This is a genomic window from Streptomyces sp. NPDC058284, assembly GCF_042881135.1.
In the GTDB taxonomy this organism is placed as follows: Bacteria; Actinomycetota; Actinomycetes; order Streptomycetales; family Streptomycetaceae; genus Streptomyces.
In genome coordinates this window covers 27979-41534 of the sequence record NZ_JBHVYE010000015.1, presented here as the reverse complement: position 1 = coordinate 41534, position 13556 = coordinate 27979, and the positions used below count along the sequence as shown (strand labels likewise).

At 71.3% G+C, this 13556-nt stretch carries 11 protein-coding genes; 5 read left to right on the top strand and 6 right to left on the bottom strand.

Features of this window, described 5'->3' with window-relative positions; translation table 11 throughout:
• The first annotated feature begins 61 nt into the window (after positions 1-61).
• Positions 62-1675, top strand: a complete 1614-nt coding sequence (locus tag ACFVYR_RS21265) for a beta-N-acetylhexosaminidase (RefSeq protein ID WP_384254010.1) — start codon at positions 62-64, stop codon at positions 1673-1675.
• Between the two features lie 6 nt (positions 1676-1681).
• Here ACFVYR_RS21265 and ACFVYR_RS21260 read toward each other — a convergent pair whose 3' ends face one another.
• The 5 genes from ACFVYR_RS21260 to ACFVYR_RS21240 form a co-directional block, all read right to left on the bottom strand.
• Positions 1682-2728 carry an ABC transporter substrate-binding protein gene (locus ACFVYR_RS21260; protein WP_384254012.1) on the bottom strand — a complete coding sequence of 349 codons (1047 nt, stop codon included), beginning with the start codon at positions 2726-2728 and terminating at the stop codon, positions 1682-1684.
• A gap of 156 nt (positions 2729-2884) precedes the next feature.
• A complete protein-coding gene (locus ACFVYR_RS21255) occupies positions 2885-4039 on the bottom strand; it encodes an acyl-CoA dehydrogenase family protein (protein WP_384254014.1) in 1155 nt (384 codons plus the stop codon).
• Positions 4040-4060: 21 nt separating this feature from the next.
• The gene (locus tag ACFVYR_RS21250) at positions 4061-5083 is read right to left on the bottom strand and encodes a hydroxymethylglutaryl-CoA lyase (RefSeq protein WP_384254016.1); all 1023 of its coding nucleotides are present in this window, start codon (positions 5081-5083) and stop codon (positions 4061-4063) included.
• Complete coding sequence (locus tag ACFVYR_RS21245) at positions 5080-7017, bottom strand: acetyl/propionyl/methylcrotonyl-CoA carboxylase subunit alpha (protein ID WP_384254019.1); 1938 nt, start codon at positions 7015-7017, stop codon at positions 5080-5082. The genes ACFVYR_RS21250 and ACFVYR_RS21245 overlap by 4 nt, the downstream gene beginning before the upstream one ends.
• Before the next feature lie 13 nt (positions 7018-7030).
• Complete coding sequence (locus ACFVYR_RS21240) at positions 7031-8647, bottom strand: carboxyl transferase domain-containing protein (RefSeq protein WP_384254021.1); 1617 nt, start codon at positions 8645-8647, stop codon at positions 7031-7033.
• 131 nt (positions 8648-8778) lie between these two features.
• Here ACFVYR_RS21240 and ACFVYR_RS21235 point away from each other — a divergent pair, with 131 nt between their 5' ends.
• The 4 genes from ACFVYR_RS21235 (at position 8779) to ACFVYR_RS21220 (ending at position 12508) form a co-directional block, all read left to right on the top strand.
• Entirely contained in the window at positions 8779-9369 is a 591-nt protein-coding gene (locus tag ACFVYR_RS21235) for a TetR/AcrR family transcriptional regulator (protein WP_384254024.1), read from the top strand.
• Positions 9370-9464: 95 nt separating this feature from the next.
• A complete protein-coding gene (locus ACFVYR_RS21230; protein WP_384254027.1) occupies positions 9465-10622 on the top strand; it encodes an acyl-CoA dehydrogenase family protein in 1158 nt (385 codons plus the stop codon).
• Between the two features lie 21 nt (positions 10623-10643).
• Positions 10644-11513, top strand: coding sequence for an acyl-CoA thioesterase (locus tag ACFVYR_RS21225; RefSeq protein ID WP_384254029.1), 870 nt, complete (start codon positions 10644-10646; stop codon positions 11511-11513).
• Between the two features lie 20 nt (positions 11514-11533).
• On the top strand, positions 11534-12508 hold the full coding sequence (locus ACFVYR_RS21220; protein ID WP_384254031.1) for a cation diffusion facilitator family transporter: 975 nt from the start codon (positions 11534-11536) through the stop codon (positions 12506-12508).
• Here the strand turns inward: ACFVYR_RS21220 and ACFVYR_RS21215 are convergent.
• Positions 12469-13257, bottom strand: coding sequence for a phosphatase (locus tag ACFVYR_RS21215; RefSeq protein ID WP_384254034.1), 789 nt, complete (start codon positions 13255-13257; stop codon positions 12469-12471). The two genes, ACFVYR_RS21220 and ACFVYR_RS21215, sit on opposite strands and share 40 nt — an antisense overlap.
• Positions 13258-13556 lie beyond the last annotated feature (299 nt).

Sequence of the window (13556 nt, the reverse complement as noted above, 5' to 3'; positions counted from 1 at the left end):
CACCACAGACGCGCCGCACCCGTGCCCCACCGCGGCGCCGGCCCGTCGGAGGGACCCGCTTGTGAGATCGCAGACAAGATCGACACGACTACTCGGTGCGCTGCTGCTCGTGGCGGCCGCCGGAATCTCCTCGTTCGCCGCCGCGCCCGCCCCGCACCCGGCGGAGCCGCCCGTCACACCGCTCGGCCAGGTGGTGCCCGCGCCCCTGAAGGCCGAGGCGGGCGGGGCCGGGTACGAGATCACCGCCAGGACCCGGATCATCGTGGGCAAGGGCGACTCCGAGGAACGGCGTGTGGGCGAGTACCTGGCCGATGTGCTGCGGCCCTCCACCGGCTACCGGCTCCCGGTCACCACCGGCAAGGGCGGCGACGGCATCCGGCTGCGCATCAGCGCCGACCCGGCGACCAGGGCACTCGGCGACGAGGGGTACCGCCTCGTCTCCGCGCGCGGCTCCCTCACCGTCACCTCCCGGACCGGCGCGGGGCTCTTCCACGGCGTGCAGACGGTGCGCCAGCAACTGCCCGCGGCCGTCGACAGGACGACGCGGCAGCGCGGACCGTGGCGGATCGCGGGCGGCACCATCAAGGACGCGCCGCGCTACGGCTACCGCTCCACCATGCTCGACGTCTCCCGGCACTTCTTCACCGTCGACCAGGTCAAGCGCTACATCGATCAGGCGGCGCTCTACAAGATGAACAAGCTGCACCTGCACCTCAGTGACGACCAGGGCTGGCGCATCGCCGTCGACTCCTGGCCGCGCCTCGCGACGTACGGCGGTTCGACGCAGGTCGGCGGCGGCAAGGGCGGCTACTACACGAAGGCGCAGTACAAGGAGATCGTCGACTACGCCGCGTCCCGGTACCTGGAGGTCGTCCCCGAGATAGACATGCCGGGGCACACCAACGCCGCACTCGCCTCGTACGCCGAGCTGAACTGCGACGGCGTCGCGCCGCCGCTCTACACCGGCACCGAGGTCGGCTTCAGCTCGCTATGCGTGAAGAAGGACGTCACCTACGACTTCGTGGACGACGTCATCCGCGAGCTCGCCGCGATGACGCCCGGCGAGTACCTCCACATCGGCGGCGACGAGGCGCACTCCACCAGCCACGAGGACTTCGTCGCCTTCATGGACAAGGTGCAGCCGGTGGTCGCCAAGTACGGCAAGACGGTGGTGGGCTGGCACCAGCTGACCGGCGCGAAGCCCGTAGAGGGCGCCGTCGCGCAGTACTGGGGCTACGACAGGACGGGCGCCGCCGAGCGCGAGCAGGTCGCGAACGCCGCGAGGAACGGCACCAAGCTGGTCCTCTCGCCGGCCGACCGCTCCTACCTCGACCACAAGTACACCAAGGACACCCCGCTCGGACTCTCCTGGGCGGGCTACGTCGAGGTGCGGCGGTCCTACGACTGGGACCCGGGCACGTATCTGGCGGGCGCCCCGGCGGACTCCGTCATCGGCGTCGAGGCGCCGCTCTGGTCGGAGACCCTCTCCACCACCGCGCACCTCGACTACATGGCGTTCCCGCGGCTGCCCGGCATCGCCGAGCTGGGCTGGTCGCCCGCGGCCACGCACGACTGGGACACGTACAAGGTGCGGCTCGCCGCGCAGGCCCCGCGCTGGGACGCGCTGGGCATCGGCTACTACAGGTCGCCGCAGGTGCCCTGGCCCGCCGGCTAGCCGGTCCTACTTGAGCTTCTTCGCCCGCTCGATCGCGGTGGCCAGGTCCTCCAGGATCGGCGCGCACTTGTCGTACGAGAAGATGGGCTCGGCGACGCGCGGGATGACCTGCCCGGCCTTGACCGCGGGCAGCTTCCGCCAGGTCGGCTTGGACTTGTCCAGGTCGGCGGGCTGCAGCGCGGAGGTGCGGTTGTCCATCATGATGACGTCCGCGTCGTACTTGTCGACGTTCTCCCAGCTGAGGTTCTCGAACCAGCCGCCGGACTCGTTCTTGGCCTTTTCCGGCGGCTCGACGAGGTTCACGCCGAGCGCCTTGAAGTACTCCAGGTCGACGGAGAGGTTCGAGCCGGAGACGTAGAACAGGTCCTGGCTCGCGGAGCCGACGAGGACCTTGATGTCCTTGTGCGCCTTGGCGACCTTGCGCAGCCGCTCCGAGGCGTCCTCGAAGCGCTTCTTCGCCTTGACGACCTTGTCGGACTTCACGTCCGCGCCGAGCGACTCGGCGAGCGCCTGGATGCGCTGCAACGGGTGCGTGAGCTGGCGGTCGTAGACGCTGATGCCGACGCTCGGAGCAAGCTTAAGGATCTTGTCCTTGCTCTCCTCGGGCACGTACCAGAGGGTGCCCTGGTCGTCGAACATCGTGGAGATCAGCAGGTCCGGGGCGAGGCCCGCGTACTTCTCGATGTTGAACTGGCCCCACTGGTTGCCGATGACCGTCAGCTTGCTGACGTCCATGTCACCAGCCTGGACGTCGGCCTTGCCGTCCTTGGTCTTCGTCGGGCCGAAGACGCCCTTGACCTCGATGCCGTAGTCGAACAGGGCGGCGGCGACGCCGGTGAACGCCACGATGTTCTTCGGCGTCGCGTCGCGCTTCACGGTCGTGCCACGGTCGTCCTTGAAGCTCCAGGGCCCGGTCTTGCCGCCGCCCCCGGTCTTGCCGGACCCGTCCTTCTTCTCGGTGCCGCAGGCCGCCAGGGCGGCGGTGAGGCCGAGGGCGCCACCGGCGGCGAGGACGCCGCGACGGGAGAGCTGGGGGAAGCGGGCCTGGGGCATGAGGGTCTCTGCTTTCGTGACGTACGGCAGCGGGGCCGCTGGCCGGAACTAGAGCTTAGGCTAACCTAAGCTAACTTCCGGCTCGGCGACCCCTCGTGTCACGCCCGGCCGAGGACTCCGGCCCCGTCCTGAGGGCTCCGGCCCCGTCCTGAGGCCTCAGCCCGCGAACCCCAGCTCCCGGGCGATCAGCATGCGCTGCACCTCACTGGTGCCCTCGCCGATCTCCAGGATCTTGGAATCCCGCCACATGCGCGCCACCGGATACTCGTTCATGAAGCCGTACCCGCCGTGGATCTGGGTGGCCTCGCGGGCGTTGTCCACCGCGACCGTCGACGAGTAGAGCTTGGCGATGGCCGCCTCCTTCTTGAACGGCTCGCCCGCGACCAGGCGCGAGGCCGCGTCGTGCCAGCCGACGCGGGCCATGTGCGCCCGGGTCTCCATGTCGGCGATCTTGAACTGGATGGCCTGGTTGGCGCCGATCGGCCTGCCGAAGGCGTGCCGCTCCTTGGCGTACTTCACGGACTCGTCCACGCAGCCCTGGGCGAGCCCGGTGGCGAGCGCGGAGATCGCGACGCGGCCCTCGTCGAGGATGTGCAGGAACTGGGCGTACCCGCGGCCCTCCTGGCCCAGCAGGTTCGCGGCGGGGACCCGGACGTCGGAGAAGGACAGCTCGCGGGTGTCCGAGGCGTTCCACCCCACCTTCGAGTACGGCGCCGCCACCGTGAAGCCGGGCGTCCCGGACGGCACGATGATCGAGGAGATCAGCGGGCGGCCGTCCTCCTTGCGGCCGGTGACGGCGGTGACCGTGACCAGGCCCGTGATGTCCGTGCCGGAGTTGGTGATGAAGCACTTGGAGCCGTTGATCACCCAGTCGTCGCCGTCGCGCACCGCCGTCGTGCGTGTGCCGCCCGCGTCCGAGCCGCACTCCGGCTCGGTCAGACCGAACGCGCCGAGGATCTCGCCCGCGCACAGCCTCGGCAGCCACTCGCGCTTCTGCTCCTCCGTACCGAACAGATGGATCGGCATGGCGCCGAGGGAGACGCCCGCCTCCAGGGTGATCGCCACGGAGGAGTCGACGCGGGCGAGCTCTTCGAGGGCGATGCCGAGCGCGAAGTAGTCACCGCCCATCCCGCCGTACTCCTCGGGGAAGGGCAGGCCGAACAGGCCCATGCGGCCCATCTCGCGCACGATCTCGTACGGGAACTCGTGGCGCTCGTAGAAGTCGCCGATCTTCGGGGCGACGACGTCGTGGGCGAACGCCTCGACCGTACGGCGCAGTTCCTCGTGCTCGGGGCTCAGACGGTGGTCCATCGTTGTTCACTGCTCCTGGGTTCAGGCGTCGCCCGGCGCGGTCTGCTCTTCGTGGGAGCGGGCCGTGAGGGCACGGACGGTGCGGGACGGGCTGGGTCGGCCCAACTGCTCGGCCATCCAGGCGCTCGTGGCGCTGAGGCGGACGAGATCGACCCCGGTCTCGATGCCGAGGCCGTGCAGCATCCAGACGAGGTCCTCGGTGGCGAGATTGCCGGTGGCGCTCTTCGCGTACGGGCAGCCGCCGAGGCCGCCCGCCGACGCGTCCACCGTGCTCACGCCGTGCTGGAGCGCGGCGAGGGTGTTGGTGAGCGCCTGGCCGTACGTGTCGTGGAAGTGGACGCCGATGCGCTCGGTCGGCACCTGTACCGCGTTGAGCGCGGCGAGCATCGCGGAGACGTGGCCCGGCGTGGCCACGCCGATCGTGTCGCCGAGGCTCAGCTCGTCGCAGCCCATGTCGATCAGGGCGCGGCAGACGCGGACGACCTTGGAGATGGGCACGGCGCCCTCCCAGGGGTCGCCGAAGCACATCGAGAGATAGCCGCGGACATGGGCCCCCTGCTCGCGCGCGCGAGCGACCACCGGCGCGAACATGGCGAGCGCCTCGTCCACCGTGCGGTTGAGGTTGGCCCTGGCGAACGAGTCGGTGGCGCTGGCGAAGACGGCGACGCGCCCGGCGCCGAGCGCGAGGGCGCGGTCCAGGCCGCGTTCGTTCGGCACCAGGACCGGCAGGCGCACCTCCGGGAGGTCGTCGAGGAGCGGGAACAGCTGCTCGGCGTCGGCCAGTTGGGGCACCCACTTGGGGTGCACGAAGCTGGTCGCCTCGACGGTCGTCAGGCCCGCGTCGGCGAGGCGGTGGATGAACTCCGCCTTGATCCCGGTCGGAACGACCGTCTTCTCGTTCTGCAGGCCGTCGCGGGCGCCCACCTCGTGGATGCGGACGCGGGACGGCAGGCCCCGGGTCGGCACGACCATGGGGAGCGGGGCCTCGGCCAGCTCCAGGGGGGTGTCCCCGGGGTCCTGCGCGGCCGTCGGATCGGTGGTCATTCCTGCTCCTCCTCGGGGGTGACGACGGCGAGGATCTGGTCCATGGCGACGGTCGTGCCCGGGGTGACGTCGAGTTCGGTGACGGTGCCCGCGTGCGGGGCGGAGATGACGTGCTCCATCTTCATCGCCTCGACGACCAGGAGGCTCTGGCCCGCGGCGACCTGGTCACCGGGGGAGACCTTGACGACGGTGACGGTGCCGGGCATGGGGGCGGTGAGGGCGTCGGCACCCGCGTGTGCGGCGCCGGTGAGGGAGGCGGCCACCGGGTCGTGGTCCTGGATGTGCCAGGCGTCACCGTCCCGGCCGAGCCAGTCGCCGGCGCGGCGGAAGGTGTGCAGGGTGCCGTCCAGGGTGACCGAGACGCGGTCGGGCGTGACGGTGTGGCCGGGGTCGCGGAGCCGGTGCGCGACGGGTTCGAGTCCCGGTGCGCGCAGCCAGTGAGTCACGGGTGCCGGAGTGCCGCCGAGCCGCCAGCCGCTGGGGACGGAGAAGGGGTCGGTCCACCCCTCGCCGGCCGGGGCGAGGGCGGCCTCGCGGACGGCGGCCGCCGCCTCGTACACCTCGTCGGGTACGCCGTCGGGGACGAGGCCGTCGGCTTCGCGCTCCACGAGGCCGGTGTCCAGATCGCCCGCGACCACGGCCGGGTGGGCGAGGAGCCTGCGCAGGAAGCCCGCGTTGGTCGGCACGCCCAGGGTGACCGTGTCGGCGAGGGCGGCGCGCAGCTTGCGCAGGGCCGTGGCGCGGTCGGGGCCGTACGCGATGACCTTGGACAGCATCGGGTCGTAGAGGCTGCCGACCTCGGTGCCCTCGCTGAGGCCGGAGTCGGTGCGCACGCCCGCGCCCTGCGGCTCGTGCAGGGACAGGATGGTGCCGCCGGAGGGCAGGAAGCCGCGCGCGGGGTCTTCCGCGCAGACGCGGGCCTCTACCGCGTGCCCGGTGAGCGTGATGTCGTCCTGGGAGAAGGGCAGGCGCTCGCCCGCCGCCACCCGCAGCTGCCACTCCACCAGGTCGAGCCCGGTGATGAGCTCGGTGACCGGGTGCTCCACCTGGAGACGGGTGTTCATCTCCATGAAGTAGTACGAGGAGGGGTCGGAGCCGGGGACGATGAACTCCACCGTGCCCGCGCCCGCGTACCCGCAGGAGCGGGCCGCCTGGACGGCCGCCTCGCCCATCGCCGCGCGGGTGGCCTCGTCGAGGAGGACGGAGGGCGCCTCTTCGATGATCTTCTGGTGGCGGCGCTGGAGGGAGCATTCGCGCTCGCCGAGGTGGATCACGTTCCCGTGGCCGTCGGCCAGGACCTGGATCTCGATGTGGCGGGGGCGGTCGACCCACCGCTCCACGAGCAGCGTGTCGTCGCCGAAGGAGGCGCGGGCCTCGCGGCGGGCGGCCGCGATCTCCTCGGTGATGAGCGCCTCGTCCCTGACCAGGCGCATGCCCTTGCCGCCGCCGCCCGCGCTCGGCTTGAGCAGCACCGGGGTGCCGATCTGCCGGGCCGCGTCGGCCAGTTGGGCATCGGTCAGGCCGCTGCCCGAGGAGCCGGGGACGACCGGCACACCGGCCGCCTTCACGGTCTCCTTGGCGCGGATCTTGTCGCCCATGAGGGAGATGGCGCTCGCGGGCGGCCCGATGAAGACGAGACCGGCGTCCGCGCACGCCTGGGCGAAGCCGGCGTTCTCCGCGAGGAAGCCGTAGCCCGGGTGGACGGCCTGGGCGCCGGACTTCGCGGCCGCCTCCAGGAGGCGCTCCACGGACAGATAGCTCTCGGTGGCCGGCGGCGGGCCGATCCGCACCGCCGTGTCGGCCTCGCGCACATGGCGGGCGTCGGCGTCCGCGTCGCTGAACACGGCGACCGAGCGGACGCCGAGCTGCCGCAGCGTACGGATGACGCGGACCGCGATCTCGCCGCGGTTGGCGACCAGAACTGTGTCAAACATCGTCATTCGTTCCTCACATCCGGAAGACGCCGAAGCCGGGCTCGCCCAGGGGAGCGCCCGCGCACGCGGTCAGGGCCAGACCCAGCACCTGCCGGGTCTCCATGGGGTCGATGACGCCGTCGTCCCAGAGGCGGGCCGTCGCGTAGTAGGCGTTGCCCTGCTCGTCGTACTGCGCGCGGATCGGGTCCTTGAAGGCGTCCTCGTCCTCGGCGGACCACTCCTCGCCGCGGGCCTCGATCTGGTCGCGCTTGACCGTGGCGAGGACGGAGGCGGCCTGTTCGCCGCCCATCACGGAGATCTTGGCGTTCGGCCACATCCACAGGAAGCGGGGGCTGTAGGCCCGGCCGCACATCGAGTAGTTGCCCGCGCCGTACGAACCGCCGACGACGACCGTCAGCTTCGGCACGCGGGTGCAGGCCACGGCCGTCACCATCTTGGCGCCGTGCTTGGCGATGCCACCCGCCTCGTAGTCCCGGCCGACCATGAAGCCGGAGATGTTCTGCAGGAAGACGAGGGGGATGCCGCGCTGGTCGCACAGCTCGATGAAGTGGGCGCCCTTCTGGGCGGATTCGGAGAAGAGGATGCCGTTGTTCGCGACGATGCCGACCGGGTGGCCGTGGATGTGGGCGAAGCCGGTCACCAGGGTCTGGCCGTACTCCGCCTTGAACTCGGCGAAGCGGGAGCCGTCCACCACGCGCGCGATGACCTCGCGGACGTCGTAGGGGGTGCGGGAGTCCGTCGGCACCGCGCCGTACAGCCCCAGGGGGTCCACCTTGGGCTCCTCCACCGGCCGCACCGGCCACGGCAGCTCCGCGCGCGGGGGCAGGGTGGAGACGATGGTGCGCACGATGCGCAGTGCGTGCGCGTCGTCCTCGGCGAGGTGGTCGGTGACTCCGGAGGTCCGCGAGTGGACCTCGCCACCGCCCAGTTCCTCGGCGGTGACGACCTCGCCGGTCGCGGCCTTCACCAGCGGCGGGCCGCCCAGGAAGATCGTCCCCTGATTGCGGACGATCACCGCCTCGTCGCTCATCGCGGGCACATACGCCCCGCCGGCCGTGCAGGAGCCGAGGACGGCGGCGATCTGCGGGATGCCGGCGCCGGACATCCGGGCCTGGTTGTAGAAGATCCGCCCGAAGTGCTCGCGGTCGGGGAAGACGTCGTCCTGCATCGGCAGGAAGGCGCCGCCCGAGTCGACCAGGTAGAGACACGGCAGCCGGTTCTCCAGGGCCACCTCCTGCGCGCGCAGGTGCTTCTTCACCGTCATGGGGTAGTACGTGCCGCCCTTGACGGTCGCGTCATTGGCGACGATCACGCACTCGCGCCCGGAGACGCGGCCGATCCCCGCGATGACACCGGCCGCCGGGGCGCCCCCGCCGTACAGCCCGTCCGCCGCGAGCGGGGCCAGCTCGAGGAAGGGGGAGCCGGGGTCGAGGAGTGTGTCCACGCGCTCGCGCGGCAGCAGCTTGCCGCGCGCCACATGGCGGGCCCGCGCCCGCTCGCCGCCGCCGAGGGCGGCCGCCGCGAGCTTGGCCCGCAACTCCTCGACGAGGGCGGTGTGCGCCGCCTCGTTCGCCCGCCATGCCTCGGACGCGGGGTCAGCCGCGCTCGCCAGCACTGGTGCCTGCCGCATCAGTCGAGCCCCCTTGCTCGGTCCGTTCGGTCTCCCCGGGCCCGGCGGATCGTCGCCCGGAGCGGTTAATGACCGTTAACGCGTTTCCTTCAGGTTAACGACCGCTAACCGGCCTGTCTAGAATCAATTCCATGGCCACCAGAACCGACGCGCCCACCCGGCGCGAGCAGATCCTCAAGGAGGCCGCCCGGCTCTTCGCCGAGCGGGGCTTCCACGGCGTGGGAGTCGACGAGATAGGGGCCGCCGTCGGCATCAGCGGACCTGGTCTCTACCGGCACTTCGCGGGCAAGGACGCGATGCTCGCCGAGCTGCTCGTCGGCATCAGCGGCCAGCTCCTGACGGGCGGCAAGCGCTGCGCGGCCGAGGTGGGGGGCGCGCCCGAGCGGGTCCTCGACGCGCTGATCCAGGGGCACATCGACTTCGCGCTCGACGACCGCTCCCTGATCACCCTGCACGACCGTGAGCTCGACCGCCTGCGGGACAGCGACCGCAAGCTGGTCCGCCAGCTCCAGCGGCAGTACGTGGAGATCTGGGTCGACGTCGTGCGCAAGGTCTATCCGGACCTCGCCGAGAACGCGGCGCGCGTGGCCGTGCACGCGGTCTTCGGGCTGCTGAACTCCACGCCGCACCTGAGCCGCCGCGACGCGCTGCCGAGCCGGTCGGCCATGGCGGACCTCCTGCACCGCCTGGCACGGGGGGCCTTCGCGGCCGCCGCCGAGTGACACGCGTCTCTGGACGCTCTGGTGACCGCCGGGTAACCTGCCTCTGAGCAAGCGCTTAGTCGATGCAGGCGAGATGCAGGCAGAAGGAGTTCTCCGTGCGCCGTACCGTTTTCAATGAGGACCACGAGGCGTTCCGGGAGACCCTGCGCGCCTTCATCGAGGCCGAGGTCGTCCCGGTCCACGACGAGTGGTTCGCCGCCGGTCAGGTGCCGCGCGAGTTCTACTACAAGCTCGCCGAGCTCGGCCTCTTCGGCATCAACGTCCCCGAGGAGTTCGGCGGCGCGGGCATGGACACGCACAAGTTCGAGGCCATCCAGTACGAGGAGACGGCCCGCGCGGGCGTCAGCTTCGGCGGCTCCGGCGTGCACGTGCTGCTCGCCCTGCCGTACATCAAGGCGCTCGCCACCGACGAGCAGAAGAAGCGCTACCTGGAGAAGTTCGTCTCCGCCGAGGAGATGTGGGCCCTCGCGATGACCGAGCCGGGCACCGGCTCCGACCTCGCGGGCATGAAGACCACCGCCAAGCTCTCCGAGGACGGCACCCACTACGTCCTCAACGGCTCCAAGACCTTCATCACCGGCGGTGTGCACGCCGACCGCGTGATCGTCTGCGCCCGCACCTCCGCGCCCACCGCGGAGGACCGTCGCTTCGGCATCTCGCTCTTCGCCGTCGACACCAAGTCCGAGGGCTACTCCATCGGCCGCAAGCTGGACAAGCTGGGCCTGAGGACCTCCGACACCGCCGAGCTCGCCTTCGTCGACGTCAAGGTCCCCGTCGAGGACCTCCTCGGCGAGGAGAACAAGGGCTTCTACTACCTCGGCAGCAACCTCCCCTCCGAGCGCTGGGGCATCGCCTACGGCGCGTACGCGCAGGCCAAGGCCGCCGTCCGGTTCGCCAAGGAGTACGTCAAGGACCGCACGGTCTTCGGCAAGACGGTCGCCTCCTTCCAGAACACCAAGTTCGAGCTGGCCGCCTGCCAGGCCGAGGTGGACGCCGCAGAGGCCGTCGCCGACCGCGCACTTGAGGCGCTGGACGCCGGCGAGCTGACCGCCGCCGAGGCCGCGTCCGCGAAGCTGTTCACCACCGAGGTCGCGCACCGCGTCATCGACAAGTGCCTCCAGCTGCACGGCGGCTACGGCTTCATGAACGAGTACCCCATCGCCCGCCTGTACGCGGACAACCGCGTCAACCGCATCTACGGCGGCACCAGCGAGGTCATGAAGATGATCATCGCCAAGAACATGGGCCTGTAGAACGCCTGTAGAAATACCTTCATGAACCAGGCACTTGAAGCCCTCCTCGATCTGCTCGACCTGGAGCAGATCGAGGAGGACATCTTCCGGGGCGTGAGCCGCTCGGCGCTCGTGCCCCGCGTCTTCGGCGGCCAGGTCGCCGCGCAGGCCCTCGTCGCCGCGGGCCGCACCGTCCCCGACGACAGGCCTGCCCACTCCCTGCACGCCTACTTCCTGAGGCCCGGGGACCCCGGCGCGCCCATCGTGTATACGGTCGACCGCATCCGCGACGGCCGTTCCTTCACCACGCGCCGGGTCGTCGCCGTCCAGCACGGGCAGCCGATCTTCCACCTCTCCGCGTCCTTCCAGACGTACGAGGAGGGGCTGGAGCACCAGGCCGTGATGCCGCCCGCGCTCGACCCGGAGACGCTGCCCACCGCCGCCGAGATGCTGCCCAGGCACCTGCCGCGCGAGGTCGCCGACCGGCTCCTGGAGACCCGCGCCGCGGTCGACCTGCGCTACGCCGACGCGCCGCCCTGGGGCACCGTAGGGCAGCCCCGCGAACCGCGCTCCCAGGTCTGGTTCCGCGCCAACGGCAAACTCGCCGACTACGAGGCCGACCCCCTGCTGCACGTCTGCCTCGCCACCTACGTCTCCGACATGACGCTGCTCGACTCCGTGCTGCTCGCGCACGGCCGCGGCGGCTGGGCGGTCGGTGACGTCGTCGGCGCCTCGCTCGACCACGCCATGTGGTTCCACCGGCCCTTCCGCGCGGACGAATGGCTGCTGTACGACCAGGAGTCGCCCACGTCGTCCGGCGGGCGCGGTCTCGGCCAGGCGCGGATCTGGACGCAGGACGGGCGGCTCGCGGTCACCGTCATCCAGGAGGGCGTCGTTCGCGTTCCCCGCTGATCAGACATACCGTCCGATACATGTCGGAGAACACGGGACACCAGGAGAACGGCGAGAGCACCTTCACCGTCGTCGTCGCCGCCGTCGCCAACCTCGGGATCGCACTGGCCAAGGCCGTCGCGGGCGTCATCAGCGGATCCAGCGCCATGCTCTCCGAAGCGGCGCACTCCGTGGCCGACACCGTCACCGAGCTGATGCTGCTCGTCTCCTTGAAGGCGAGCGACAAGCCGGCCGACGAGGAGCACCCGCTCGGCTACGGCGGCGCCCGCTACATCTGGGCGCTGCTCGCCTCCGTCGCCACCTTCGTCGGCGGCGGCGTCTTCGCCGTCTACGACGGCATCCACACCCTCACCCACGGCGAGGACCCCGGCGACCCGCTCGTCTCGTACATCGTCCTCGCCGTCGCCTTCCTCCTGGAGGGCTACTCGCTGCGCACCGGCCTCAAGCAGGCGCGCGGCGAGGCCGACCGCTTCGGCGTGCACATCAAGCGCTACCTCCGCCAGACCCCCGACACCGCGGTCAAGGCCGTCGTGATGGAGGACTCGGCAGCCCTCGTGGGCCTCGTGCTCGCCGCGGCCGGGCTGCTCGGCGGGCAGCTCACCGGATCCGGCGCGTGGGACGGCATCGCCTCGCTCTGCATCGGCGTGCTCCTCGTGTACGTGGCCTGGGTCCTCGGCCATGCCAACTCCGAGTTGCTCATCGGGCGTCCGCTGCCGCCGGAGATGCGCGCCGCGATCCGCGCCGAGCTCCTCGCCGACCCGCACGTCGTGGACGTACTGGAGCTGACCACGCTCCTCCAGGGTCCCAAGGAGGCGCTGGTCGCCGCGAAGGTCGACTTCCGGGACGTGTCGTCGGCCGGGGACATCGAGCGGGCCTGCGACCGGATGGCCCGCCGCATCCAGGAGCGCTTCCCCGCGATCAGGCGGGTCTACCTGGACCCCACGCCGGGACCGGCTCAGGAGCCGGGCACAAGGCCCGCGGCGTCGAGCAGGTAGGCCGTCAGCGGGTCGTAGTGGCGCGGGCTCGTGACGTGGTCGTCGAGCGGCACGGTCACCTGCACGGTGCCCTCGGCCTCGCCGATGAACAGCGCCGGGTCGTTGCAGTCCGCGTACCCCACGGAGTCCAGGCCGCGCTGGCCCGCGCGCCCCGCCCAGCCGTGGTCGGCGACGACGAGGCCGGGCAGCGGGCGGCCCTCGCGCTCCAGGCCGTCCAGGATCGCGTTCATCGGCTCGGGCGAGTGCGTGTGCCACAGCGTCGCGCCGCGCTCGAGCACCGCGACGTCGGCGAACTGGAAGACCATTCCCTCGTCGGCCGTCAGGCCCTCGGGGATCACCACGATCTCGCAGCCGGCCGCGCGCAGGGCCGCGGCGGTCGCGCGGTGCACGTCGAGCAGGCCGCCGGGGTGGCCGGTCGCGAACAGCACGCTCTCCTTGGCGGCGGCCGCCTTGCGCAGGCGGGCCGCCATCCGCTCCAGGGCGTCGACCGTCAGCTCCGGGTCGATGGTGTCCTGGCCGTGCCGGAACTGCGGGTCGTCGATGACGCCGCAGCGCTCGGCCATCACCGCGAGGACGTCCTGCTCGTCGGTCCAGCGGTCGCCGAGCTCCAGACCGAGCCAGTAGTGGCGGTCTCCGTTCGCGAGCTTCCTGTAGTGGCTGAGGTTGTTCTCGCGGGGGGTGGCGACGTCGCCCGCGATGCGGGTGCGGATGAGATGGGCGACCAGGTCGGCACGGGTGGGTATGGGCATGGCCCCCATTGTGCCGGTGCTCGGGCCGCGGGGCCTCGGGGATTTCCTGGTCGGCGTTGGCTGTTGTGTCGAGCGGCGACGGGGTGGGGCGGTTTGTTTTTTCGGGTGCGGGACCGTGGGGGCTTGTCGCGCGGTTCCCCGCGCCCCTGAAAGCTCCCCCCGGCGCCTGAAAGCTCCCCCCGGCGCCTGAATGCCCCGGCACCGGGGACCCGATGTCCACCGGGGCGCTCTGAGAGCCTGTGTCATATCCCCGGCCGGGTGGTCGCCGCCTGGCACGCACGCTCGCCGCGTTGCCGAAA